The organism is Actinoplanes sp. CA-015351 (assembly GCF_050955685.1).
Lineage (GTDB): Bacteria > Actinomycetota > Actinomycetes > Mycobacteriales > Micromonosporaceae > Actinoplanes.
The window spans coordinates 3653835-3677676 of record NZ_CP192102.1; the positions used below are offsets into that span (position 1 = coordinate 3653835).

Consider the following 23842-nt stretch of genomic DNA (forward strand, 5'->3'; position numbering starts at 1 on the left):
TGGGTACGTGCTGTTTGCGCGTACCCCGGCAATGGGGTTTTGAATTTCAGCAGGAAAGGTTGGAGCCTGGGGTCACGCCGAGGATGGCGGTGAAGCGGTTGTAGGCGTTGATGCGGCTCTGGACCTGGGCGGGATTGCCGCCGTTGCATTCGAGGGAGCCGTTGATGCTGCGGATGGTCTCGCCGAAGCCGCGGCTGTTGACCATGGCGTCGTGCGGGGTCATCGTGCCGGGGCCGCGCTGGGTCATCCAGTACCAGACGGCGGTCTGATAGGCGACCGACGACTCGTTCTTGACCCGGTCCGGGTTGTTCAGCAGGTCGATGCCGAGGGCGTCGCCGGCTGCCTTGTAGTTGAAGTTCCAGCTCAGCTGGATCGGGCCGCGACCGTGGTACGCGCTCTGGCCGGCCGGGCAGCCATAGGGCTGGTTACGGTCGCAGTAGAGCGGCCAGTTCGCCTGGTTGATCTCCTCGACGTAGACCAGGCCGCCGGACTCGTGGTTGATGTTGGCGAGGAAGGCCGCCGCTTCCTGCTTCTTCACCGTGTCGCTGCCGGTGGTGGTGAACGACGGGAACTTCTTGATCGCGTCGATCAGGCCGGAGTACGAGTAGAACGCGATCCGGCTCGGGAACATCTGGTTGAACTGGGCCTCACTGACCGGGAATCCGCCACTGTTGCCGGGCGGCGGAGTCGTGGTGCCGCCGCCGGTGCAGGTGTACGGCGACCAGTACCAGGTGCTGATGACCGGGTCGTAACCCGGGTTGGCGTTTGTCGCCACGTAGTACAGCCCGTTGGTGTACCGCACGATCGAGCCGGCCGCGTAGTACTGACCCGCTACCCAGTTCGGGTGGTTGCAGGTGCCGGTGTTCGGCGGCGGGTTCGTGGTGCCGCCACCGCAGGCGCCGTTGTCGGCCCAGACTCCGGAGCCGCCGGTGCTGGGGGCCTCGCCCTGGGTCCACCACTTGGCGGTCCAGTTGCGGCCGTTGTAGGAAGCGCGCATGTTCCCGGTGTACACCGCTGAGCTGTTGTACGCGGCCACGCAGGCTTCGGCGGCGCTGGAAGCCGTCATGGGCAGGATCGCCGCGGCGGCGCCGGCCAGGGCGACACTGACCGCGGCCACGATCGACAGAAGCCGTCTTCTGGGCATAGTTCACCTTCCGTACGTCGAGGGACGTACTGGTGCGAGGGGGATCAGGGGTACATCGACTCAACTAGATGCCGGAGGGGGAGTCAAGGCATCTGTTAAGAAACTTCAGGATTGTGGATCCCGGCCCGGGAAACGGCGATGGCGCCGCAGGTGCGGCGCCATCGGTCGTACCGTGTCGTGTTCGTTGAGCTTGCTCGGGGGATGTTCGCGTGCTGCCGCGGCTTGCGCCTCGGTCAGAACGGGGCGGGGCCGCTGCCGGAGAGCGAGACCAGTAACTGCGTCGCGAGCAGTTTCCGCACGCCGGTTACTGCCACGGCGCCGATCTGGTCGTAGGGCAACTCCAGGGTCAGCCCGTCACTGGCGTTGCGGATGTTGTCGCTCGTCTGGTCCGGGCGGAAGGTGCCACCCCAGCCCTCGATGCCACCGCGCTGATTGGTGCTGAGCGAGGCCATGCCGGACACGTGGGTGCCGTCGACGAGAGTGAGCCTCGCCGGACCGGAATAGGTCGTCATAGTGGTTAACCGTATCTGGCCGGTCCGGGGGTGCGACCCACTCGTGAGTGAAATGGGGCGAGGCGGAGTGTGCTTGGGCGCAAATGTCGCTGCGTGGCATGATCAGATGGCGGAGAGTAGGGGACAGGGCTCCGTTGGCGGTGGTGCTCGCGCTCTTGCCCGGTAGGTTGGCGAACCGTGACGACGCCGGAGCATCCCAGTAGTTCGCTGACGCAGAGCCGGGCCGAGACGGAGATCGTCGAGGCGTTGGCCCGGCAGTGGGATATCGACCTGAGACCGCGCCCGGGCAAGGTGCCCGTCGGCGATGGGATAGCGGTCGAAGTCGACGCGGCCAACTCGGATTTCAGTGTGGTGGTCGAGGCCTATGCCCGGCAGGGGCGGCTTCGAGGGGCGCAGCCGAAGAAGATCGCCCAGGACATCCTGAAGCTGGCGTTGTTCAAGCGGGTTCCCGGACGTGAGGGAACACGTGCGGTGATCGCATTCGCCAGCTCGGAAGCGCGGAAATCGGTGACCGGCTGGCTGGAACATGCGGCTGACACTTTCGGGGTTGAACTCGTCGTGGTGGAGATATCCGAACAGACGAGAGCGGAAATCCGCGCTGCCCAGGATCGCCAGGTCATGGTGAACGTTGATGTCGTGGCCGATGACGTGGCGCTTACCGATTAACAGCCGCGACGCGGGTGGCGGAGCCGTTTACGGTCGTTGGTGATGACTTCTGAGGGACTGCCGCTCGTCGCCGACTCGTGGCCGCGTCTCGCGGCGGAGCTGACCGTCGCGCTCCGCACGGCCGGTGAGCACCGCCTGGCTGATCAGATCGCCGGGCTGCGTGTTTTTCAGGAGTGCGGGTGCGGCGATGATTTCTGTCAGAGCTTCGACACCCAGCCGCCGCCGGACGGTGCCTACGGACCGGGCCACCGCAACGTCACGGTGAACTCAGACCAACCGGTCATGATCGTTCTGGATGTGGTTGACGAGGTGATCGTGTTTGTCGAGGTCATCGACGGCCGTGATTTGATTCGGTGATGGAGACGACGTACCTGGCAGCGGAGCGTATCCGCCTCGCCGAGGCGCAGCGCGCCGTCCTGGACCGGGTGCGGTGAGTTTTGGGGTTTCTTTGGCGCTGTCGCATCCTTTTCGGCAGAGGCCCTAAAAACCCTTAAGGCCCCTTTTGTGTACGCCTGAAGGAGAGCCCTCATGAAGCGCCGCCTCGTCGCCCTCGCCGTTCTCGCCACCACCTCGCTGAGCAGCGGTTGTGGCCTGCTGGAGTCCGCAAGCGCCGGAGCCGCCCCGGCCACGGAGGCCACGGCTAAGGCCCACCCGGCGGCGAGCGCGCCGGCGCCGGACAAGAGCGAGGACACCGGAGCCACCAGGACGAGCGTCAAGGACGAAGGCGACATCCCCGACCCCTGCACGCTCCTCTCCGAGGCCGAGGTGACCGGTTTGACCGGCCGGATCGTCAGCCAGATCGACGAGGACGGTGTCGAGTCCGGTGAGTCGGCCCGGTTCTGCCAGTGGCAGCAGGAGGGCGGGCAGCTCGCGGTCTTCCTGAGCCGCACGACCCCCGCCGACTTCCAGGTGACCGTCGCCGACGCGCAGTGGGTCGACGGGGTGGGCGAGGACGCGTACGCGCACTCCGGCCACCTGTTCGTCCTCCACGGCACCGTGCAGGTCGACGTCTACTCCCGCGGCGCCTCCGACGAGCAGAACCTCGCCGACGCCAAGCAGGTGGCGAAGCTCCTGATCAGCCGGATCTGACCGTCGAGGTGATGCGGACCAGGGACGGGGAGCGGGGTGTCGAGCCGAACCCGAAGCGGACCGGCGGGTCGACGTCGCTGAGGTGGCCGAGGCCGGCGCCGTCCAGGACACCTGACGCCGTGGTGATCGGGTGCAGGTCCTGGGCGGCGTACCACTCGCGGCGGCCGTTGCCGGCGGTGCCGTAGGTGCGGACGCCCTTCAGCAGGCGGGCGGGCGTGTCGATCAGGCGTACCCAAGCGGGTTGCCGGGCGAGAGGAGGCGGGACCGCGCGCAGGAGCGCGCCCAGTGCGCTGCGGCGGCCGATGGTGAAACGCAGGGTCAGCGGGCCGGCGGTGACCGACCATTGCGGGCCGTGCCGCTCGACGGCGACCGGGACGACGCGCACGTCGTCGAAGGAGTACGTCTCGGCGATGAACCGGCCCAGCTCCTCGGTCGGCGCCAGCAGCTCACGGCGGCCGCCAGGGTGTTCGATCATGACGTCGCTGACCGGGCCGAAGGGGGAGCGCGGCCAGTGTCCCATGACCAGGCGGGTGCCGCTCGACGTCCCGACCCCGGCGATCCATCCGTCAAAACGCACCGGAGGGTCTTACCCGCTGTGTCCGTCGTCCATGCCGCTGTCGCTGATACCGTCGTCCGATCATGCCGCCGAAAACGGACATTACACACAAGGGAGTGCAGCAGTGCGGATCCTTCCCGAGATCTCCCGCACCTTCGGTGAGTACCTTCTGGTTCCCAACCTCACCGACGAGGACTGCACGCCGGGCAACGTCGATCTGTCCACACCCCTCGTGCGGCATCCGGTCGGGGAGGAGCCGCCGATCCGGATCGCCACCCCGCTGGTCAGCGCGATCATGGGTGCCGTCTCGTCGCCGCAGCTGGCGATAGCTCTCGCGCAGGTCGGCGGCCTCTCGTTCATCCACCAGAACCAGCCGATCGCCGAGCAGGCCGGCATGGTCTCGGAGGTCAAGAAGCACAAGGCCGGCTTCCGGCACAACGACGTCAACATCAAGCCGTCCGCGACCCTCGGCGAGGCGGACGAACTGCTGCGCTCCACCGGCCGGCAGGTCGTCGTGGTCACCGACGACGGGACGCCGTCCGGGCTGTTCCTCGGGATGATCACCGCGCAGGACTTCAACTTCCACCGGCACCAGATCGGTGACGCCGTCGAGACCCGGATGCGCCGGGGTGCCGCCCTGGTCACCGGCACGCCGGGGATGTCGCTGACCACGGCGAACGAGTTGCTCTGGGATTCCCGCCAGGACGTGCTGCCGCTCGTCGGCGACGACGGCCGGGTCACCGCGCTGGTCCAGCGCCGCGACTACGAGCTGCACAAACAGTTCAGCAACGAGAGCGTCGACGCGTCCAAGCAGTTCCGGGTCGGCGCCGGGGTGAACACCCACGACTACCGGGAGCGGATCCCGGCGCTTGTCGACGCCGGCGCGGACGTGCTGTGCCTGGACTCCTCCGACGGTTACTCGGTCTGGCAGAAGCACGTCATCGAGTTCGTCCGTAAGGAGTACGGCGACGACGTCCGGATCGGCGCCGGCAACGTCGTCGACGCCCGCGGGTTCGACTATCTCGCCGAGGCCGGCGCCGACTTCGTGAAGGTCGGCATCGGTGGCGGTTCGATCTGCATCACCCGCGACCAGAAAGGCATCGGCCGCGGCCAGGCCTCCGCGCTCGCCGAGATCGTCACGGCGCGCGACTCCTACGCCGCGGAGACCGGCATGTACGTACCGCTCTGCTCGGACGGCGGCGTGCTGCACGACTCGCACATGGCGATCGCGTTCGCGTTCGGCGCCGACTTCCTGATGCTCGGCCGGTACTTCGCCCGGTTCACCGAGAGCCCCGCGCCGCTGGTCAAGATGCGGGGCCAGGCACTGAAGGAGTACTGGGGCGAGGGCAGCGCGCGGGCCCGCAACGTCGCCCGGTACGGCCAGGGCAGCGAGCTCGCGTTCGAGGAGGGCGTCGACGGATACGTCCCGTTCGCCGGCAGCCTCTACGACAACGTCAAGGTCACCCTGGCGAAGCTGCGCTCCACGATGGTCAGCTGCGGCTCGACGACGCTGCGCCGGTTCCACGACACCGCGACGCTGGTTCAGGTGTCCCAGCAGACATTCGTGCAGAACTCCGAGGACGTCGAACGCAACGAGCGGCCTACTGTCGTCTGATGCACCTCGACCCGCGAACTCCGATTCTGGTGGGTGTCGGCCAGACCTCCGAATTGCCCGGCAGCCCGGACTATCGCCGCCGCTCACCCGTGGAGCTGGCGGCCGATGCCGCGCGAGCCGCGCTCGCTGACACCGGCGCCGATCTCGCGGCGGTGATCGCTGCCGTCGACACGGTGGCCACGACCCGCCAGTTCGAGAACTCGATGCCCGGCGCGCGGGCTCCGCTCGGCCGTTCCGACAATTTCCCGCGCTCGGTCGCGTTGCGCCTCGGCGCGCATCCCGCGCGGGCGGTCCTGGAGGTCACCGGCGGTCAGAGCCCGCAGCACCTGGTCAACGAATTCGCCGCGGCTATCGCCGCCGGCAACCACGAGGTGGTCCTGCTGAGCGGTTCGGAGGCCATCTCCACCATTGCGGGGTACGCCCAAAGCCCCGACCGGCCCGACTTCAGTGAACACGTCGGCGGCTCTCTGGAGGACCGTGGTTTCGGACTGGACGGCCTGCTCGACCAGCACACCGCGGCACACGGCCTGACCGACACCACCAGCCAGTACGCGCTGTTCGACAACGCCCGCCGGGCCAGGCTGAAGCTGTCCCGGTCGGAGTACGCGACGGCGATCGGCGAGATGTTCGCCCCGTTCACCCGGGTGGCCGCCGTCAATCCGCACGCGGCAGCGCCGGTCGAACGCAGCGCCGCCGAACTGGTCACGCCGACCGAGGTGAACCGGCCGATCGCCGACCCGTACACCCGCTACGTGGTAGCGCGGGACAAGGTGAATCAGGGTGCGGCGCTCGTACTCATGTCAGTGGCCTCGGCGACCCGTCTTGGCGTGCCCGCCGACCGGTGGGTCTACCTTGCCGGCCACGCCGACCTGCGGGAACGCGACCTGATGGACCGGGCCGACCTGTCCGCGTCGCCGGCGTCGGTGATGGCGGCGCGGCACGCCCTGGAGGTGGCCGGGATCGGGTTCGACTCGCTGGACTTCGTTGATCTGTACAGCTGCTATCCGATTCCGGTGTTCACCATCGCCGACGCGTTCGGGCTGACGGCCGACGATCGGCGCGGGCTGACCGTGACCGGTGGGCTGCCGTTCTTCGGTGGCGCCGGCAACAACTACTCGATGCACGCCATCGCCTCGGTGGTCGCGCTGGTGCGGGCACAGCCCGGGAGCTGCGGGTTCGTCGGGGCCAATGGCGGCGTGATGAGCAAATACTCGGCCGGCGTCTACACGAGCGCGCCGACGCCGTGGCGTGCCGACAACAGCGCCGCACTGCAGGCCGAGATCGACGGCTGGGCGGCCCCGGAGCAGGCTGTTGCCGCGGACGGGTGCGCGGTGATCGAGACGTACACCGTCAAGCATGGCCGGGACGGCTCGCGGACCGGCGTGGTGATCGGGCGCCTGGAAGCCGACGACCGGCGGTTCATCGCATTGGCCGACGACGCGGATCTGCTCGGCGGCGCTGAGCCGATCGGGACCCGGGTGTTCGTGCGTTCGGCGGATGGGATCAACGTCGTTTCGGCGTACTCCTGAAAAGAGCGCATGCGGGGGTCCTGGAGGGACCCCCGCATGGTCTTTATCGGTCAGGTGCGGAACGGGCCGGTGATGCAGTACGTGATGCCGCCCGACGATGCGCCGGACGTGCCGCGCTGCGACGAGAAGTAGAGGCGGTTGCCGGCCGCGGTGAACGCCGGGCCGGTCAGCTCCGATGAGCTCTGGCCGCTGACCCGCAGAAACACCGAGATCTTGTCGTCCGGGGTGATCAGGTTGATCTCCATGTTGCCGCCGTCCTCGGCGACGTAGAGGTCGCCGAACGAGGATCCGGTGACGTTGTCGACGCCGGTCAGCGGCGCGGTGCCGGGGCTGACCAGGCTGTCGTCGTAAGCAAGCTCAAAAGTGCTGGTCAGAAGGTTGACCTGCCAGACGCGGTTGTCGCCCTTCGTGGTGAACCAGACGGTGTCGTTCGCGTAGTGGCAGCCCTCGCCGCCGTTGAACGACTTCGATCCGGAGACCTGGCTGCGGGTCTGCGTGGGCGATCCGTCCGGGTCCGGCACGTTCTGCCAGGTGAACGAGCCGGACGTGCCGGTCCCGGCCACGAACACCTGCAGCGTGCCGGCGGAGAGGTTGCCCCAGGTCGTCGGCACGAACCGGTAGAACCGGCCGTTGGTCTCATCTTCGGTCAGGTAGATGACCTTGCGGACCGGGTCGGCGGCCGCCGCCTCGTGCTTGAAACGGCCCATCGCCGGGCGAACCACCGCGGTGCCGCCGAGCGGATAGGTCTCCCACACACGTCCGAGAGTGATCTCCTCGCAGGAGAGCCAGGTGTTCCACGGCGTCTTGCCGCCCGCGCAGTTCTGGTTCGTCCCGGAGAGGATCCGCGACGCGCCGGTGATGTTGCCGCTCGCGTCGAACAGGATCCGCGAGGCGCCGCCGCCCGCGGATGACGAGACCTCCGAGTTGGACACGTAGATCCAGCCGGTGCCGTTCGGGATCACCGCACCGCCGTCCGGGGCGTCGTGCCAGGTGTACGACGTGCCCGGGACGACCTGCCGGGAACGGGCGATGACCTTGCTGGTGAAGCCCGCGGGCAGCTGGATGCCGTTCGCGTCGGCCGCCTGGAGGGCGCCGTAGGGGCCGGTGGCGTTCTGCGCGGGCGCGGCGTAGGCGGCCGACCAGGCAGTGAAAGGCAAGGCCAGGCCGCCTGCGCCGGCCATCGTGGCGCGCAGCAGTTGTCGCCGATCCATTTGTTCTCCTGGATGCTCTTGGGGTGGGCCTCCAGGAAGCGGGTCGATGTTGTCCGGCGGGTGCCGGATGCCCGGCCAATAGGCGAACTTCGATCGTCAGAAATGGTCCTTCGGGATCACCGCGTGTACGCCGACCGTGCGGTCGACGACCTGGGAGACCTCGAAGTTCGCCGCCGCCGACAGGTAGGCGTAGGCGACCGCCCGGTCCATGCCGAGATCGTGTTCGAGGAAGTCGAGGGCGTTCACCACGGCCCGCCGCATGGCGATGTCGAGGTCGTTGCCCTGGCCGTTCTGCGAGCCGTCCGGGTCGGACAATCCGATCGGCACCCACGCGTCCGGCGTCTCCGCGAACGGATAGCCGAACGCCACCGACGGTGCTCCCGCCCGGCCTTTCTTGATCACCGTGAGCCGGTAGGTGGCGCGCAGCGAACCCTCCATCGCGGTCAGCGCCACCTCGCCGTTGCCCATCGCCATGTGCGGGTCACCGACGTAGAAGAGCGCGCCCTCGGCGAAGACCGGCAGGTAGAACGTGGCACCGCGACCCAGCAGATTGATGTCGATGTTGCCGCCGCCCAGGGTCGGCGGGATCGAGTTGAGTGCCGGATCGGTCAGGTTGCCGGACCGGGCGAAGGCGACGCCCATCGTGCCCATGAAGGGGTTGAGGGGGAAGGCGACGGTTTTCCGTCCGCGGGGCAGGACCCCGGAGCCACCGCGGATCGGCGTGAACACCGAGACATTGCCGTAGCGGCGGGGATCGCCGGTGGCCCGGCCGTCGGTGGCGACCGGCGGCATGATCTCCGCCTCGGTGATGCCGGCCGGCACCGCGCCACCTGCCAGCCGGGGCAGCGCGCCCTTGCCGTGCCGGCTGGAGATGACCCCGTACGGCACCCGGGGAAGCGCCGACAACACCTCGATCTTGAGCACGTCACCCGGCTCGGCGCTGTCCACATGGATCGGCCCGGTGATCACGTGCGGGCCGTCGACGTCGAAGTTCCGCGTCGTCCGGTCGTAGTCCCGGGCGATCGCCACCGCGTCGGTGAGTACCTCCTGCTTGCCGACTCCGTACTTGGCGAACCAGCCGATCGGGTCGCGGCCCTGATCCTCGAGGATGCCCTCGTGCGAAACCGTGTCGACGGTGACCGTCTCCCCGGAACGCATCCGCAGAACCGGGGTGCTGGTGGTCGACGGCACGTACCCCCAGCGGACCTCGTCGGGGTACGACCGCAGGTAGTGCTTGCCGTGAATGGGGCCTTTACCGGGCTGGAGGATGCTGCTCTTTGTCCCAATGCTCTCTGCCCCGCCGCTCTTTGTCCCGCCGCTCGCCGCCGCCGGTTTTGCGGTGGCGCCGACACCGAGGGCCACGATCGCCTGGAGAAACGTCCGTCTGACTCTGTCAATCCGGTCCATCCGCCAGTCCTACGGCGGCACCATGTCCCGGGCGTGTCCAAGCAGTAAAGAAGATCGTCTATTGTGCAGGCGTGGATCCCACGAACGCAGCCCCCCAAGGCATCGATCCGAACCAGCCGCACCCCGCGCGCCGGTACAACTACTGGCTGGGCGGCAAGGACAACTTCGCCGCCGACCGTGCGTCCGGCGACGAACTCCAGCGACTGTTCCCGAAGGTCCGCCTCGGCGCCCTCGCGAACCGGGCCCTGCTCCAGCGGGCCACCCGATTCCTCACCGCCGAGGCGGGGATCCGGCAGTTCCTCGACATCGGCACCGGCCTGCCGACCGCGGACAACACGCACGAGGTCGCGCAGCGGCACGCCCCGGACAGCCGGGTGGTGTACGTCGACAACGATCCGCTCGTGATGGTGCACGCTCGGGCGCTGCTCAACAGCAGCCCTGAGGGGCGGACGGCGTACATCGAGGCCGACCTGAACAACCCTGAGTCGATCCTCGCGAACCCGACGCTGAGCGAGACGCTGGATCTGAAGCAGCCGGTCGGCCTGATGCTGATCGCAGTTCTGCACTTCATTCACGGTCACGGTGCCGCTCAGCCGATCGTCCGCACGTTGCTCGACGCTCTGCCGGCGGGCAGCTATCTGGTGGCCACGCACGCCACGTCGGACTTCGGTACGCCGGAGCAGCAGGCGCTCTACCAGCAGCTGATCGCCCAGGGGAAGTCGGATGTGTGGACTCGCCCGCAGGACGAGTTCGCCGCGCTGTTCGACGGCTTGGAACTGATCGAACCGGGCGTGGTCCCGGCCAGCGAATGGCGCCCGGACGCTGGAGCCGAGATCCCGGAGCGCTCCGACATCAACGTCTGGACAGCAGTGGGCCGCAAACCCTGAGGATCAACGTCATGTCGCAGCGGGGCGGTGGGTACAGACCGTCGCCCCCCCGCAGGTCGCGCTCCGCTCCGAGGTCTCGATTCTGACCCACCTGTCACCGGCGACGTCCGCGGCGACATTCACATCTCCGGCGCCCAGAGCCCAGCCGCTCTACGGCATCGGCCGGCTGCCGGTTCGTGACTGAACGAGCACGTCCCTCTCGATAGCCGGCCATGCCGCGGAGTGAGCGTTTCTGAACCGTTGACCCGCACCGGCTCTGCCTGTGCGCGACGTTCACCTTGACGAGGTCGCACGTAACCGCTCGGTGCGACCTCGTCGACGCCATAGCCACGAAAAAATCAACACCAGGTCAAAGCTGCGTTCGTACGCGTGACGTTGCTGATCGTGTTGTTGCTGCCCGTACACGGGTTCCAGGTGATGTTGGTGTTGGCGACCGTCAGGTTCCGGAAGCTGATCCCGGACGACGGGGCGAACTCGGTCCGCGCCGCGATCCGGATCTCACCGCCGCCGCTGACCGTGCCGGACACCCCGGCGATCACGCCGTTGTAGCAGTTCTCCACGAGGATCGCGTTGTTGCCGGTGTTGGCGATGTCGACCCGGTCGACGGTGAAGCCGCCGCTCTCCGAGACACAGAAGATTCCTCGGCCGCCGGCGCGTGCTTTGACCGTACCGACTTTGATGTTGTTGGGGTAAGCGTCGCCGACGCGCCCGTTACGGTTGGCCATCCGGAATGCGGCGTAGCCGGTTCCGGCGCCGGCGTTGTCGGCGTCGACGGTCCCGACCGTGGCGTTGATCGTCTGGTTCAGCAGCAGGCCGGACTCGCCGACACTGCGCGCCGTGACGGTTCCGATGGTGATCCCGTCGACGCCGTAGGTCTCCACGGCGTGCGACGAGGCACCCTGCACGTAGACGTTGTCGATCCGCACGTTGCGCGTCCACTCGGCGGTGTTGCCGCGGTTGTCGATGCGGACGCCGAGGCCGGCGCTGAGCCGCATGTCGAGCTGGCCGAGCCACACGTTGGAGACGTTGCGCAGGAAGATGCCGTAGATCGGCGAGCCGGTCAGGTTCAGGTACGGCACCTCGATGTTGCTGACGCCACGGGCGTAGATCGGGGCGTAGTCGCCGCTGCCCGTACCCGTGATGTTGATCGTGCCGCAGACGGAGAGTGACGTATAGCTCGCGAGTGAGATGCGGCTGCCCGCGGTCATCGAGCCGTTGCCGCGGACCACGACGCGCTGGATCGAGGTACGGCCGGCGGTGAGGCTGCCGATGCCGGCCTGGACGGCGGCGCGGAAATCGGTGCCGGTGTAGACGGCGGTGCCGGAGGCGTTGCGGGCGGTCCAGGTGCTGCCGCTGACGGTCACCTCGGATTGGAACGTACCGGTGCCGCACGCCGCCGCGGCGCTCACCTGAGCGAGGGCCCACTGCTGGTTGGCGCCGTCGGCGTCGGCGAACTGGGAGATGATCCCGCCGTCGGCGGTGGACCATTCCCACAGGTCGAGGGCTTTTCCGGTGTGCCGGTTGATGAATCGTACGTCGCCGTTGGCCGAGTCCTTCAGGGTGAACTGCTGGCGCGTCGTGCCGTTGTCGCTGTTCTGGATCAGCGGGGTGCCGTCGGTGGCGTTCGGCAACTCGAGGAAGAGCCCGCTGTGCCTGCTCTTGATCTTGTACCAGCCGCTGCCGGCGTCGACGAACTGCCACTGCTGCCAATTGCCGTCGTTGCGGCTGAACTGGGTGATGCCGGCGCCGGCCGCGGTGGACAGGTTGTAGACGTCCATGGCTTTACCGCTGTGCCGGTTGACGAAGACGTACCAGGCGGCGGTGTTCACGCTCGCGGCACTGGCCTGTTGCAGGCCGGCGGCGGCACCGGCACCGCCGAGCAGGAGGACGACGGCGCTGATCAGGACGGCTCGCCATCCGCGGGGACGGATCGGGGATCTGGACATGGGGGATCCTTCGGTCTTGTGAGCGCTAACAACGGGACGCGACCCCTCGGGGATGGGAGCGCGCCCATCGGCACAATATAGACGCAGATGGATTCGCTATGTCCACGGCAGCGACGAGCGCGTCCGCCAGTACCGCTCACTCGGCTCGGCCAGGCCGGACAGCCGCTCCAGATCACTGCCGGTCAGCTCCAGAGTGGCGGCCTGCAGGTTGGAGGCGAGCTGCTCGCTGGTGACAGCGCCGGAGAGCACGATCGTCGCCCACGGCTGGTGCAGCGCCGCGGCCAGGGCGACCACGTCCTCGGCGAGTCGTCCGTTGGCCAGGGCTTCCTTGACGATCACCGCACGCCCGGAGGCATGCGCCTCAGCCAGGGCATCCCCGGCCCCGGTCTCGAGAAGGTTCCAGGTCGCCTGCACGCTGCGAAACAGCGGCACCCCGTCGACCTCGATCGCGCAGGCGGCCCGGATCGTGTCGGCCTGCGCGGGCCCGCTGGTGGACAGACCCACCACAGCACCCTGCCCAGCGAGCCGGCGATGCAGATCCGTATCGGTCAGGGCCGGGCTGTCCGGCGTCACCGAATGAACCTGATAGAGCCCGAGCCGGTCCCCGAGCAAAGCTCGGGTCTCCCCGAGCTGCCGAGCGAACGTGGCCACACTGTGGTCCTTCACCTCGTGAACCGCCGCCGTGACCTGCCAGCCGGCCGTATAGGTGTAACCCCATTTGCTCCCGGCGATCGCCTCGTCATGCCCCGGCAGCCACCCGGCCAGAAATTCCTCGGCCCGGCCGTAGGAACGCGCCACGTCGAAATACCGGACCCCGGCCGCATAGGCCTCGTCCAGAAGGGTGTGCGCCCGCTCCCGCAGAACCTCGGCCGTGCGGTCCGGCGGCAGATCCCGCTCCCGCCCGAGATTGATATAGCCGGGCCGTCCCACAGCGGCCAGCCCCAGCCCGATCCGAGCCACCCCGTCGATCCCGTCAAACAGTTCCACAACAGTCGACAATGCCAGCCCGAACCCGATAACCGGTGGAGCGGCCCTGCACCACGCTGTTAGCGTCGCCGGATCACTGACGAAAGACGGGCCGTTGTACACCTGCTGAGACATCCGCCGCGCCGCGAAAGCGGCAGGGTCGCTGCTCGCTGAGAGCAGCGACAACCCGCATGGGTCAAGCGAGTGCCGCCACTCGCTCCCGAGCCATGCGCGGACTCGTCCGCGGAGCGCGGTCTCCGCACGAAAATGTCGCAGCAGAACGGCACAATTCAATGTCAAAACCCGAGACGGTACGCCGTATCGCGAGAACCTGGCAGGTCCGCCCGAAAGCCCTGCCGCTGATCCGCCGCCGATGCCTGAACTGCAGCTCGGCGCGTTATCGAGCGAACGGAAAGTTCCGGGTCAACGCGAACCACAAACTCCTCGACGTCTGGCTGCTGGCCCTCTGCACCGGATGCGGAAAGACCATCAAACTGACCGTCCTGGAACGAGCCAACGTCCGCACCATCGACCCCAAGTCGCTGACCAGGTTCCACGACAACGACATCACCCTGGCGGCGAAACTGCTGGCAGACCCACGCTTGCTGCGCCGTAACGGGGTTTCCCTCGACTGGTCCGGCGCGTGGACCCTGCACATGACGAACATGGAGATGCCGGCGGATGACAAGATCGAGATAGCGGTCGGCTTCGCCCAGCGCATCCCGATCAGGCTGACAGTCCTGCTGTCAGCCGGCCTGGAGACATCCCGATCCGAGGTGTACCGACTGATCGCCGACGGCAAACTGTCGCTGAGCCGCCCGTTGCCCGCCAAACCATCCATCGGCTTCACCTTCACCATCCACTGTTGACCGGCTGATCCCGACCGGCGGCGACGGCACCGCGTCCCGCCGGTCGGCTCGGTTGCGTCATGTGCCCTTCTCGCGACGAGCCAGGCCTTGGCGTGAGGGCGCCGAGATCCGTCGCGAGCGTCAGTGGCCGGAAGCGCTGAGCTGCGGGAAGGCGTGCCGCACTCCGGCGTGCAGCCGGCGGACGCGACCGGCATCCACGGTGGCGGCAGCGACCAGCGCGTCGCAGGCGGCGGCGAGCGGGTGGGCGGCCACCGGATTCAGCATCATCTCCCGCAGACCGGCCACTTCGGCCGTGTCGAAGGCCCGCACGCGTGCCCACCGTGCGACCTCCCGGCATGCCGGATCGCCGGCACGGACCAGCGCGAGCAGCAGAGGCAGGTCGGTGTGGGCCAGGTATGCGCCACTGGGCCCGGCGGCACGGGTCCCCTCGCCGGGCACGTCGACGTCGGCCCAGACGTCCTCGTCCGTGTCGTCTTGCGCGTCCTCGGTGATCAGCAGTTCCTCCGGGAGCCGGATCCCGGTCACATGCTCGGCCAGGGCGAACGCCCGCAGCACCGCGTCGCCGTCGTAGACCCAGTCCGGGCTGTCGGCCCCGGCCGCGCTGAAATTGAATTCCAGCTGCCGCATCAGGCCGACCAGCGCGTCGGGATCACTGCCCGAGCGCCAGTTGACCGCGTACGGATCGCACACCAGCCGGCTGTCTCCGTCGCGCAGCCAGTGCAGTTCGGCGTCGCTGTGCTCGCTGTCGTAGACCACGACCACGTCGGTGCCGGCCGACAGCGGTTTGTTGATCCTCGCCCGGATCCCCAGTCCGCCGCCTTTCTCCAGCATCAGCGTTCCGCCCGGAACCTCGGTCACGGCGGTATCCCCGAGCTTGACGCGCCCGAGCCGTCGCGTCACCTCACTTGCCGTGAGCCCCTTGATGAAGGACAGGCAGAAGCCCAGCGCAAACTCGTTGCCATCGTGCTGAAACCACCGAAAATCATCCGCCGTCGACACACCGAGATCATGCACGACCGCCCAGACGGAAAGGTCGGTGGCCTCGGGTGATCATGGTGGCGTATCACTGGAGAGAATATGGCCATGACTTTGGTGATCCGTCGTTATGAGGCCGCTGACGCCGGGGCCACCTGGAAGGTCTTTCGTGCGGCTGTTCACGGCACGGCCGGGCGTGATTACGCCCGGGAGCAGATCGAAGCGTGGGCGCCGCCCACTGTTGATGAAGCCCGATGGGCTGGGCGGCGGGCGGCGGCGCACACCTACGTCGCCTGCTGGGACGACGCGGTGGTGGGCTTCAGCGACTTCACCGACGACGGCCTGCTGGACATGCTCTTTGTCGATCCTCGCGCCGGTGGGCGCGGGGTGGCCCGCGCTCTGGTGACCCGCGTCCTGCGGGAGGCGGCCGCTGCCGGGCACCGGCGGCTGCATGTGCACGCCAGCATCACCGCGAAGCCCGCTTTCGAGCGTTTCGGGTTCGCCGTCGATGGCACCCGGCTGGCTGAGGTAGGCGGGCAGCAGCTACGAAATTTCGACATGAGCATCGCGGTGCGTCAGCCCGGTTCGGATTCGTGGCCGGCGGGGTGGGTGCGCAGCAGGCCGTCGTAGGCGCGCTCCGCGGTGATGTCACCGGTAATCACTCGGTGGATCGTGCGGGTGATCGGCATCGGCAGATCGTGGCGGTCGGCCAGCTGGACCGCTGCGTGGACCGTCTTGACGCCCTCGGCCACCTGGCCCATCTCGGCGAGGATGTCGTCAAGGGTTCGGCCTCGGCCCAGTTGTTCGCCGACGTGGCGGTTGCGGCTGTGCGGGCTGATGCAGGTCGCCACCAGGTCGCCCATGCCGGCCAAGCCTGCCAGGGTGGCCGGCTCGCCGCCCAGCGTCACCGCCAGGGTGGTCAGCTCGGCCAGGCCCCGGGAGATGACGCCGGCCCGGGTGTTGTCGCCGACGCCCAGGCCCTGGGCGATGCCCGTCGCGATGGCTACGACGTTCTTCAGGGCGCCGCCGACCTCGCAGCCGATCACGTCGTGGTTCGTGTAGACGCGCAGCAGGCCGCGCCGGAACACGCGCTGGATCTCGGTGGCGACGGTCAGGTCCTCGGTGGCGATCACGGTGGCGGCTGCCATCCCGGCCATGATCTCCTTGGCCAGGTTCGGCCCGGTGAGCGCCGCGGCGGGGTGTCCCGGCAGCACCTCTTTGATCACCTCGGTCATCCGCAGCAGCGAGTCACGCTCCAGGCCCTTGCTGAGGCTCACCACCGGGATCCACGGGTGCAGGTCCGGCCGGACCAGCTCCAGGGTGGATCGGAAAGCCCCGGTGGGCACGCCGACCACCAGCAGCTCCGCGTGGGCGGCAGCCTCGGCGAGGTCGGAGGTGGCGCGCAGCCGGGCCGGCAGCGGGAATCCCGCGAGGTAACGCTCGTTGCTGTGCTTGGCGTTGATCTCGTCCGCGGTCTCCGGGTTGCGTGCCCAGATCAGCGACTCGTGATCTCTACGGGTGAGAACGGACGCGACCGTGGTACCCCACGAACCAGCGCCCAGCACGGTGATCCGCATGATTCCCCTATCCGTCGGCGCCGCAGATGCGAGTTGAGGATACGGCCGCGAAACGATTGGTTACCGTCCCGACACAGCGGCGGTCCTGTCGAGAGGGACCGCCGCCGCCGGGTGTCAGTGGTAGGGGGTCAGGGTCACCGTGCCCAGCAGGCCGTTCTTCGTCGGGGTCCGGCCGGCGAACTCGGCCGGCCTGGTGATGCGCAGGCGATTGAGCAACACGCTCGCCACCGTGACGGTCACCGTGTTGGCGCCCGGCCGCAGCGCGCCGCCCAGGTCGATCACGGTGTCCAGCTGATCGGCCGGCTCGACCTGGCGGCCGTTGACGAAGACCTGATAGGAGCCGCCGACCGCGCCCACGTTCAGCAGCGCTTTGCCGCCCCGCGAGATCACCGTCGTGGTGTAACTGCCGATGCCGACGGCATCTTCGATGCCGGGAATCTCGCTCCAGGAGCGCAGCGCCACGTCAGAGATCTCGTGGGTACGGTGGACAGTCGTCGATGACGAGTCCGTGCTCGTTCCGGGGAGCCATTCGTCGAGCGTGAGATCCCACGATCCCAGAGTGACCGGGGCGCCGGTGGTCAGTTTCGGCGCGGTGATCCGCTTGCCGGTCCACGTCGGGCCGGCCAGGGCGATGATGGTGGCCGCGCCGGCGGGCAGCGAGACGGTCAGCGTGGTGCGGTTGCCGCTGCGGGTCGCGCCGCCGACGGCCTCGATCTTGCCGGTCCAGGCGTCGAGACGGTACGGGACGGCGCCGGTCCGGCCGGCCAGGGACACCGACGTGGACACGGCCGCGGTGCCGCTGTTGACGAGAACGTAGTAGCTGGTGTCGCCGTCGGTGCGCAGGGTCGAGGTCACCGACGTGTCGGCGATCTGGGCGTCGGGTCGCACGGCCAGCTTGGTGAGCACGTCGGCGTTGTCGGTGGCGGTGCGGACGTTCGCCGATTTCCGGAGCTTGGCGAAGACCGAGCGCAGGGCACTGTCATCCGACGCTGCTGCTGCGGCCGTTTGGGCGTACCCAATGGTGTGTTGTGGGCCGGCGCCGATGATGATCAGCTGGAGTCCGTCCTGGGTTTTGCGGGCGAGAGCCCGCGCGGTCTCCAGCGACATGGGTGAGCTGTCGACGATGAGTGCGCGGTAGGGGGTCTTCCCGCTCAGCGAGCCGGGCGTGACGTAGCCGTAGGTATATCCGGCGGTGGCCAGGAAGCTGCCGTCGTGAGTCGGAGTGTCGCCGCCGAAGGTCTGATTCAGAACGGCAACGTCGTAGCGGGCCTGGCCGGTCTGCAGGGTCTGTTGCATGCGGGCGTAGTAGTCCGCGAGTTCCGGTTCCATGGTCCAGGTGGCCTGGCGGGGGCCGAACGCCTCGCCGATGTTGCTGCCGAAACCGTGGAAACCGGGCCAGTACGCGGCGTTGTCGGTGATGGCGCCGTCGGCGCTGGGCGGCATCGTCGGGTACGGCAGACCGTGGAAGATCATCTGGTTGATGCCGCGCGAGTACTCCCGGTTGGCGAGCGCGGCGATCTGCGCGGGCGTGAGTCCGTAGAGGTTGCCGAAACCGCCGGGGAGCATCTCGCTGCTCACGACGGTCTTGCCGGCGACGACCGCGCTGGTGGAGGCGGTCCGCATCCGGGCCTCGGAGCAGCCGAGCGACTCGCACTCGGTGATGTCGAGACGTTTGGCGGCGTCGCCGAGGTCGATCGGCTCACCGTACGGCTGGGCGCGGAACGTCAGTCCCAGCCGGTTGGCCCAGGCCTTGATCGGTTCGAGGTGGTTGTTCAGGTAGAGCTCGTTGATGGTGGCTTCGATGTCGTGCTGGATGCGCCCGGCGTTCGCGGCCTGGCCGCCGGCGTAGGTGTACACCGGGGTCGGCGAGGCGAACGGGCTGGCCGGCGCGGTCTTCGCGAGGACCGGGAGGTACGTCGCAAGGCTGAAGCCGTTCGTCTCACGGAACGTACGCAGGAAGTCGCTGGACCACAGCTGAGCGCCGCTGAGTTCGAGCGAGTCCTCGAAGATCGAGCCGCCGTTGGCCTTGAGCAGCCGGCGGGTGTCGGCGTCGAGCAGCCGGTCGAAGTACGCGATGAATGCCTTCGTGCCGGCCGTGTCGAGGTGGTTGACGACGCGCGACTCCGGGTCGGACAGCGGGGAGACGGTGCTGCCGAACGGGGCGTCGTTGCGCTGTGCGGTGCCGCGCTTCCAGTACCCGGTGACGATCCAGGTGCCGTCGCCCGGCGCGGTCCAGTTCACCTGGCCGTCGCGGACCCGGCCGCTGATGTCGGTGACCGTGGTGAGGTCGACCTGCGGCTGGTTCTCGGCACAGGCGGCGACGCAGCGGGTGGCGGTCGCCGTGACGTACGTGGGCTTCGAGGTCTTGATCGTGGTGGTGACCACGCCGTTGGCGGAGGTGCGGTCCTGATAGGTGCGGGCGGCCGGCGCCGGGACCGCCGCCGTGAAGGTCGTCCTGGCTGCCACGACCGCGCTGCCGGTGACCAGCTCCTGGCTGGCCGCGTCGGTGGAGACGTCCAGGCCGGGCACCGCGGCCGGCCAGCGGCTGCCGAGCGTCAGGTCGATCTGGACGCCGAGCTTCTGGCCCTCGGCGAGGACGGCGCGGACCGCGGCACGCCAGTTCGCGTCGCCGTACTGGTGCTTGTCGGGGTCGACGACGTAGTTGGTGCCGTCCATGACCATGGCGATCTCGACGCCTTTGTAGCCGGCGGCGGCGACCTGGTGCAGCTGGTTGACGGCGGTGGTCGCGTCCACCGAGGACGGCCACCACCAGCGGAACATCGCGCTGTAGTCGGAGCGGGCGGTGGTGAAGTCGGTGACGAAGCGGGACGGGTGGTGGGTGCCGGCCTGCGCGGCCGCCGCGATCGAGAGGGTGACGGTCAGCGCGCAGGTGACCGCAAGGGTTCGTCGTGGTAGATGCATCCTGTTCTCCTGGTTGTTGTGAAACGTTTCACTGCGACGTCGGAGAAGGCCTTATGGATTCGGAGCGCTGCTGTTAACGTGACGGAAATCATCCGTTGATCGGACGGTAGGCCTTCTCGCCCGGCCCGGGCAAGGACGGAGCATCCATGAACTCGATTGATGCCGCCATCACTGCCGTCGATGCCAGGGTTGACGAGATCGCCGTGCTCGACCTCAACATGCTGACCGCGCTGCGTGCCCTGTTGCAGGAGCGTGGGGTCACCCGGGCCGGTGCCCGTCTCGGGCTCGGGCAGCCCGCCACCAGCGCGGCGCTGCGCCGGCTGCGGCGGCACTTCGACGATCCGCTGCTGGTGCGTACGGGTACCTCATATGATTTGTCACCCCTGGCGTCCGCGCTGCTCGGCGCGGTCGAGGAGGCCCTGGCTGCCGCCGAATCGGTGTTTCTCGGCGCGCACGGGTTCCGGCCGGCCGCGTCGCGTCGCACGTTCACCGTGATGGCGTCGGACGCAGGGATCGCGGTGCTCGGTGCGCCGTTGCTGTCCCGGTTCGGCGCCTTTGTGAACCTGCGGCTGGAGTTCGTGCCGCTGGTTGTCGATGACGTCGCTGACGTCGATGCCACGTTGCGGGCGGTCGACGCGGTGGTCATGCCGCGTGGGATCTTCGCCGGTCATCCCGCCGCGGATCTGTGGTCCGACGAGTTCGTGCTGGTGGTCGGGGATCGGTCTGCTCTGACGGCTGACGAGGTGACTCCGGAACGGCTGTCGGTCATGGAGTGGATCAGCTCCTTTCACGGTCCGTCGGTGCTGGCCACCCTGGAGGCGTGGGGGATCCGGCCGCGGGTGCAGGTGGTGGTGCCGAGTTATCTGGCGATCCCGCTGCTGCTGGCCGGGTCGGACCGGCATGTGGCGTTGCTGCAGCGGCGGGTCGCCGAGCGGTTGTTGCCACTCGGCGGGGTGCGGATCCTGCCGGCCCCGGACGGGGCTCGGGGAATTCGGATGGCGTTGTGGTGGCACGCTTCTCGCGAGCGGGATCCGGCGCATCTGTGGCTCCGGAAAATGGTCGTGAATTCGTTGATTTAGCCCCTTGAGTGAGTCGTTTCAACGCGGACTATGCCTTTTGGCTGATCTTTGGGCCCGGGTCTGGGCCGGGAAACCGATATGGACGGCATAGCAGCTGCCTACGATCAACGGCCATGATGATCGAGCGGCGGGTTGCCGTGGTGGCGCCGGTGGCCGGGTTCCTGCTGGGGTTTCTGGACTTCGTCTGGATCAAGTTTCTGCCGTCCCCGGTGGCTGATCTGGGTAATTCCCTGGCGACGTGGGCGGTTGCGGCGTTCCTGCTGACCTGGTTCGGCCGGTGGCGGCTGCCGGTCGCGATTCTCGGCGCGATTGTCTGCCTGGTGGTGGCGGTGCCGAGTTACTACCTGGCGGCCTCGCTGATCCAGAACGATGATTGGGGCAATCTCTTCAACATCACCGCGGTGATGTGGATGGGGTTCGGGGTCGTCGCCGGGCTGGTATTCGGTGCAGGGGGAGTGCTCGCCCGGTCGGCGGGTCCGCTGCGGCTGCCGGCGCTCGCGCTGCCCGGTTCGGTGCTGTTCGCCGAGGGTGCGGTCAACCTGCTTCGTGGTGGCGATCCGAATTATGAGGTGGGTGACCCGCTTGCCTACGCCGGTTTGGTGATCGTTCTCGGTCTGGTGGTGACAGTGCTGCTGGCCCGCTCGTGGCGGGACCGCCTGCTGACGCTGGCGTGGGCGGCGGCGACATCGCGACCGGCTGGCTGGGCTGGATGGACGGCGCTGTCACGTCGGGGCGGTACTGCGCGACGAAGGTGCGGCGGCTGCTCGGCGGGAGCTGACTTCGCTGTGCTTTACGCGTACCCAAAAAAGGGCCGGCGGCGGGTCACCGTGGGTGACCCGCCGCTGGGTTCGGGTCAGCGCTTGCCTGTGGTGGTGAGGGCTTTTTCCCAGGCCAGGCGGACGGCCGGGAGGATTTCGGAGACCGCGGGGATGCCGGGGGACGGTTCGCGGAGGCCGACCGAGAGGGCGGGGGCGGAACGTTCCAGGGAGCCGGCCATCCGGTCGATGTCGGTGATGATCGAGCCGGTCAGGACCAGGACGCCGGTGTCGTCGACCTCGGTGCGGACCTTGCGCAAGGTCTGCTTGCGGGCCTCGCGCAGCTCGTCGAGGACGCCGTGGAGTTCGCCGGTGTCCTGCAGGGCGTGTGCGGTGAACGCTTCCGAGGCTGCCGTCAGAACCTCGCCGATCGGCTCCGGGACGTGCGGGGCCTGCGGAGTCGCGGCGGCGTCGAACATCGAGCGGGCCACCGAGTTGACCTGCTGGACGCCGTGTTCGAGGGTACGCAGGGTCTGGTGAATCGGGGTGACGCGGGTGGTCGGCGTGGTCGGTGACCAGCGGGCCTGGCGGGCCAGTTCATCGACGGCCGTGACCGCGTCGTCGAGGTCCTCGCCCAGATCGCGAGAGCGTTCCAGCCAGTGCGCGGCCTCGTCACGGGTGTAACCGCCCTGGACGCCGGCGCCGAGGCGGCCGAGCAGGTCGGCGATCTCCGAGGAAAGGTGGGTGAGCTTGTGCCGGGCGCGTTCCCGGGGGGTCATCCCGCCGACCAGCGGCGAGAGGATCACGCCGACGACGATGCCGAGGGCTGTCGCCGCTACGCGCTGCCAGACGAAGTCCTCGGTGACGGCACTGCCACCGACGATGATGCCGAGCGAGGTCAGCGGCACGGTCGCGGAGGCGTCGCCGAGGCGCAGCAGCCGGCCGGCGGCCAGGCCGAATCCGGCGATGATCGCGATCGACCACGGGCTGAGGCCGAACGCGTGCCACACGCCGACCGTCACCGCGATACCGGCGAGGGTGCCGACCAGGCGCTGGACCCCTTCGCGCACCGAGGCGAACGAGCTCATCTGCACCGACAGCGTCGCCGAGATGGCGGCGAAGATCGCGCCGGGCAGATGCAACGTTTCAGCGGCCGACCAGGCGATGGCGGCGGAGGCCGAGGTGACCAGGACGGAGCGGGCGAATGTCGGGTCGATCCGGTCCCGGACTTTTCCGGCGGCTGCGGTGACTCGCTCGGGTAGATGGGGCCGCAAACGTGCGACTGCCTTTTCGGCGGCAGGTCTGACCTTACGGCGCAGAAGTCCTGCCACGACGGCACAGAGCGTGAGGCTCAGTACGACGAAGGTTGTCGGGTTGGCGGAGGCGAGCGAGTGGAACAAGGAACCGGCTTTCTGTGTGTTACGGCTGTTCTCTGCTCCAAAGCTATCGCCGAGTCTGTGGTCTTAAGCCGCAATTAGGACGATTGTGACGGGAGTCGCGCCCAAGAGAGTGATCGCTTCAGCTGACCTCGTAGATCAGTTTCAGGACGCCGTTCGGGTACGCGGCGGAGTCCTTGAGCTTGAGCACCCGCTTGTCGTTGTCGGCCTCGCTGAACAGGCGCTTGCCCGCGCCGAGCAGCACCGGGAAGACGAGCAGGTGGTATCGGTCGATCAAGCCGTCGTCGGACAGCCGGCGGGCCAGTTCGGCGCTGCCGTGGATGAAGACGGCGCCGCCGCCGGTCTTCTTCAGCGCGGCGATGTCGTCGGAGGAACGCAGGATCGTCGTCGGGCCCCATCCGTCGACCAGGGCATCTTCGGTGAGGGTTTCCGATACGACGTACTTCGGCAGGTCCTTGTAGGCGGCGTGGTCCTCGGAGTCGCGCCAGATCGGGGCGAACGCCTCGTAGCTGCGGCGGCCGAACAGCAGCGCGGTGGTCTCGGCGAGTTCTTCGCCCTTGAGCGCGAACGCCTCCGGCAGAAACTCGACGTCGTTGATGACCCAGCCGCCGCTGCGGTGACCCTCGACGGTCCCGCCGGGAGAATCGACGACGCCGTCGAGGGACATGAAACCGGTGTAGATGAGTTCACGCATGACTTCGATGCTAGGTGCAGCGTCTTGTACAGAAACGACAGCGGTC

General features: G+C 68.2%; 21 protein-coding genes and 1 pseudogene. 10 read left to right on the forward strand and 12 right to left on the reverse strand.

Annotated elements, in window-relative coordinates; translation table 11 throughout:
* Nucleotides 1-46 precede the first annotated feature (46 nt).
* Together ACQP2E_RS16470 and ACQP2E_RS16475 are read right to left on the reverse strand one after the other, a co-directional pair.
* Entirely contained in the window at nt 47-1144 is a 1098-nt protein-coding gene (locus ACQP2E_RS16470) for a glycoside hydrolase family 19 protein (RefSeq protein WP_433832569.1), read from the reverse strand.
* Nucleotides 1145-1377: 233 nt separating this feature from the next.
* Entirely contained in the window at nt 1378-1656 is a 279-nt protein-coding gene (locus ACQP2E_RS16475; protein WP_433832571.1) for a hypothetical protein, read from the reverse strand.
* A 177-nt stretch (nt 1657-1833) separates the two neighbouring features.
* On the opposite strand from ACQP2E_RS16475, the gene ACQP2E_RS16480 reads away from it, so the two are divergent.
* From ACQP2E_RS16480 to ACQP2E_RS16490, 3 genes are all read left to right on the forward strand, one after another.
* A complete protein-coding gene (locus ACQP2E_RS16480; RefSeq protein ID WP_433832573.1) occupies nt 1834-2322 on the forward strand; it encodes a hypothetical protein in 489 nt (162 codons plus the stop codon).
* 42 nt (nt 2323-2364) lie between these two features.
* Nucleotides 2365-2679, forward strand: coding sequence for a hypothetical protein (locus ACQP2E_RS16485; protein ID WP_433832575.1), 315 nt, complete (start codon nt 2365-2367; stop codon nt 2677-2679).
* A 171-nt stretch (nt 2680-2850) separates the two neighbouring features.
* The gene (locus ACQP2E_RS16490; protein WP_433832577.1) at nt 2851-3411 is read left to right on the forward strand and encodes a DUF3558 family protein; all 561 of its coding nucleotides are present in this window, start codon (nt 2851-2853) and stop codon (nt 3409-3411) included.
* On the opposite strand, the gene ACQP2E_RS16495 is transcribed toward ACQP2E_RS16490, so the two are convergent.
* Entirely contained in the window at nt 3398-3988 is a 591-nt protein-coding gene (locus ACQP2E_RS16495; protein ID WP_433832579.1) for a hypothetical protein, read from the reverse strand. The genes ACQP2E_RS16490 and ACQP2E_RS16495 overlap by 14 nt on opposite strands.
* A gap of 103 nt (nt 3989-4091) precedes the next feature.
* Between ACQP2E_RS16495 and ACQP2E_RS16500 the strand changes: the two genes are divergently transcribed.
* The gene (locus tag ACQP2E_RS16500) at nt 4092-5582 is read left to right on the forward strand and encodes an IMP dehydrogenase (protein WP_433832581.1); all 1491 of its coding nucleotides are present in this window, start codon (nt 4092-4094) and stop codon (nt 5580-5582) included.
* Nucleotides 5582-7111, forward strand: a complete 1530-nt coding sequence (locus tag ACQP2E_RS16505; protein WP_433832583.1) for an acetyl-CoA acetyltransferase — start codon at nt 5582-5584, stop codon at nt 7109-7111. Before ACQP2E_RS16500 ends, ACQP2E_RS16505 begins: the two co-directional genes overlap by 1 nt.
* A gap of 50 nt (nt 7112-7161) precedes the next feature.
* Here the strand turns inward: ACQP2E_RS16505 and ACQP2E_RS16510 are convergent, their stop codons facing one another.
* Both ACQP2E_RS16510 and ACQP2E_RS16515 read right to left on the reverse strand, forming a co-directional pair.
* The gene (locus ACQP2E_RS16510; protein ID WP_433832585.1) at nt 7162-8322 is read right to left on the reverse strand and encodes an alkaline phosphatase PhoX; all 1161 of its coding nucleotides are present in this window, start codon (nt 8320-8322) and stop codon (nt 7162-7164) included.
* 96 nt (nt 8323-8418) lie between these two features.
* Entirely contained in the window at nt 8419-9729 is a 1311-nt protein-coding gene (locus ACQP2E_RS16515; RefSeq protein ID WP_433832587.1) for an acetamidase/formamidase family protein, read from the reverse strand.
* 71 nt (nt 9730-9800) lie between these two features.
* Between ACQP2E_RS16515 and ACQP2E_RS16520 the strand changes: the two genes are divergently transcribed.
* Nucleotides 9801-10616, forward strand: a complete 816-nt coding sequence (locus ACQP2E_RS16520) for an SAM-dependent methyltransferase (protein ID WP_433832589.1) — start codon at nt 9801-9803, stop codon at nt 10614-10616.
* A gap of 338 nt (nt 10617-10954) precedes the next feature.
* Here ACQP2E_RS16520 and ACQP2E_RS16525 read toward each other — a convergent pair whose 3' ends face one another.
* Both ACQP2E_RS16525 and ACQP2E_RS16530 read right to left on the reverse strand, forming a co-directional pair.
* Entirely contained in the window at nt 10955-12562 is a 1608-nt protein-coding gene (locus ACQP2E_RS16525) for an RICIN domain-containing protein (protein WP_433832591.1), read from the reverse strand.
* Between the two features lie 96 nt (nt 12563-12658).
* Complete coding sequence (locus ACQP2E_RS16530) at nt 12659-13549, reverse strand: aldo/keto reductase (protein ID WP_433832593.1); 891 nt, start codon at nt 13547-13549, stop codon at nt 12659-12661.
* Between the two features lie 272 nt (nt 13550-13821).
* Here ACQP2E_RS16530 and ACQP2E_RS16535 point away from each other — a divergent pair, with 272 nt between their 5' ends.
* Complete coding sequence (locus ACQP2E_RS16535; RefSeq protein WP_433832595.1) at nt 13822-14397, forward strand: DUF1062 domain-containing protein; 576 nt, start codon at nt 13822-13824, stop codon at nt 14395-14397.
* A gap of 120 nt (nt 14398-14517) precedes the next feature.
* Here the strand turns inward: ACQP2E_RS16535 and ACQP2E_RS16540 are convergent, their stop codons facing one another.
* Entirely contained in the window at nt 14518-15411 is an 894-nt protein-coding gene (locus tag ACQP2E_RS16540) for a DUF6461 domain-containing protein (RefSeq protein WP_433832597.1), read from the reverse strand.
* A 69-nt stretch (nt 15412-15480) separates the two neighbouring features.
* Between ACQP2E_RS16540 and ACQP2E_RS16545 the strand changes: the two genes are divergently transcribed.
* Complete coding sequence (locus ACQP2E_RS16545) at nt 15481-16002, forward strand: GNAT family N-acetyltransferase (RefSeq protein WP_433832599.1); 522 nt, start codon at nt 15481-15483, stop codon at nt 16000-16002.
* Here ACQP2E_RS16545 and ACQP2E_RS16550 read toward each other — a convergent pair.
* Nucleotides 15948-16949, reverse strand: coding sequence for an NAD(P)H-dependent glycerol-3-phosphate dehydrogenase (locus ACQP2E_RS16550; protein WP_433832601.1), 1002 nt, complete (start codon nt 16947-16949; stop codon nt 15948-15950). The two genes, ACQP2E_RS16545 and ACQP2E_RS16550, sit on opposite strands and share 55 nt — an antisense overlap.
* Nucleotides 16950-17063: 114 nt before the next feature.
* Nucleotides 17064-19871 carry a glycosyl hydrolase gene (locus tag ACQP2E_RS16555; RefSeq protein WP_433832603.1) on the reverse strand — a complete coding sequence of 936 codons (2808 nt, stop codon included), beginning with the start codon at nt 19869-19871 and terminating at the stop codon, nt 17064-17066.
* A gap of 146 nt (nt 19872-20017) precedes the next feature.
* Between ACQP2E_RS16555 and ACQP2E_RS16560 the strand changes: the two genes are divergently transcribed.
* Nucleotides 20018-20950 carry a LysR substrate-binding domain-containing protein gene (locus tag ACQP2E_RS16560; RefSeq protein ID WP_433832605.1) on the forward strand — a complete coding sequence of 311 codons (933 nt, stop codon included), beginning with the start codon at nt 20018-20020 and terminating at the stop codon, nt 20948-20950.
* A 116-nt stretch (nt 20951-21066) separates the two neighbouring features.
* Nucleotides 21067-21573 (forward strand): annotated as a pseudogene (locus ACQP2E_RS16565) (DUF6518 family protein); the annotation flags it as partial.
* 230 nt (nt 21574-21803) lie between these two features.
* On the opposite strand, the gene ACQP2E_RS16570 reads toward ACQP2E_RS16565, so the two are convergent.
* Both ACQP2E_RS16570 and ACQP2E_RS16575 read right to left on the reverse strand, forming a co-directional pair.
* Complete coding sequence (locus tag ACQP2E_RS16570; RefSeq protein ID WP_433832607.1) at nt 21804-22979, reverse strand: FUSC family protein; 1176 nt, start codon at nt 22977-22979, stop codon at nt 21804-21806.
* Nucleotides 22980-23223: 244 nt separating this feature from the next.
* A complete protein-coding gene (locus ACQP2E_RS16575; RefSeq protein ID WP_433832609.1) occupies nt 23224-23796 on the reverse strand; it encodes a dihydrofolate reductase family protein in 573 nt (190 codons plus the stop codon).
* Between the last annotated feature and the right edge of the window lie 46 nt (nt 23797-23842).

What these genes read in the sequence shown, in the direction of transcription:
- ACQP2E_RS16470 (WP_433832569.1), bottom strand. Translation starts at nt 1,144, where the DNA reads ATGCCCAGAAGACGGCTTCTGTCGATCGTGGCCGCGGTCAGTGTCGCC.
- ACQP2E_RS16475 (WP_433832571.1), bottom strand. Translation starts at nt 1,656, where the DNA reads ATGACGACCTATTCCGGTCCGGCGAGGCTCACTCTCGTCGACGGCACC.
- ACQP2E_RS16485 (WP_433832575.1), top strand. Translation starts at nt 2,365, where the DNA reads ATGACTTCTGAGGGACTGCCGCTCGTCGCCGACTCGTGGCCGCGTCTC.
- ACQP2E_RS16490 (WP_433832577.1), top strand. Translation starts at nt 2,851, where the DNA reads ATGAAGCGCCGCCTCGTCGCCCTCGCCGTTCTCGCCACCACCTCGCTG.
- ACQP2E_RS16505 (WP_433832583.1), top strand. Translation starts at nt 5,582, where the DNA reads ATGCACCTCGACCCGCGAACTCCGATTCTGGTGGGTGTCGGCCAGACC.
- ACQP2E_RS16510 (WP_433832585.1), bottom strand. Translation starts at nt 8,322, where the DNA reads ATGGATCGGCGACAACTGCTGCGCGCCACGATGGCCGGCGCAGGCGGC.
- ACQP2E_RS16515 (WP_433832587.1), bottom strand. Translation starts at nt 9,729, where the DNA reads ATGGACCGGATTGACAGAGTCAGACGGACGTTTCTCCAGGCGATCGTG.
- ACQP2E_RS16525 (WP_433832591.1), bottom strand. Translation starts at nt 12,562, where the DNA reads ATGTCCAGATCCCCGATCCGTCCCCGCGGATGGCGAGCCGTCCTGATC.
- ACQP2E_RS16535 (WP_433832595.1), top strand. Translation starts at nt 13,822, where the DNA reads ATGTCAAAACCCGAGACGGTACGCCGTATCGCGAGAACCTGGCAGGTC.
- ACQP2E_RS16545 (WP_433832599.1), top strand. Translation starts at nt 15,481, where the DNA reads ATGACTTTGGTGATCCGTCGTTATGAGGCCGCTGACGCCGGGGCCACC.
- ACQP2E_RS16550 (WP_433832601.1), bottom strand. Translation starts at nt 16,949, where the DNA reads ATGCGGATCACCGTGCTGGGCGCTGGTTCGTGGGGTACCACGGTCGCG.
- ACQP2E_RS16555 (WP_433832603.1), bottom strand. Translation starts at nt 19,871, where the DNA reads ATGCATCTACCACGACGAACCCTTGCGGTCACCTGCGCGCTGACCGTC.
- ACQP2E_RS16560 (WP_433832605.1), top strand. Translation starts at nt 20,018, where the DNA reads ATGAACTCGATTGATGCCGCCATCACTGCCGTCGATGCCAGGGTTGAC.
- ACQP2E_RS16575 (WP_433832609.1), bottom strand. Translation starts at nt 23,796, where the DNA reads ATGCGTGAACTCATCTACACCGGTTTCATGTCCCTCGACGGCGTCGTC.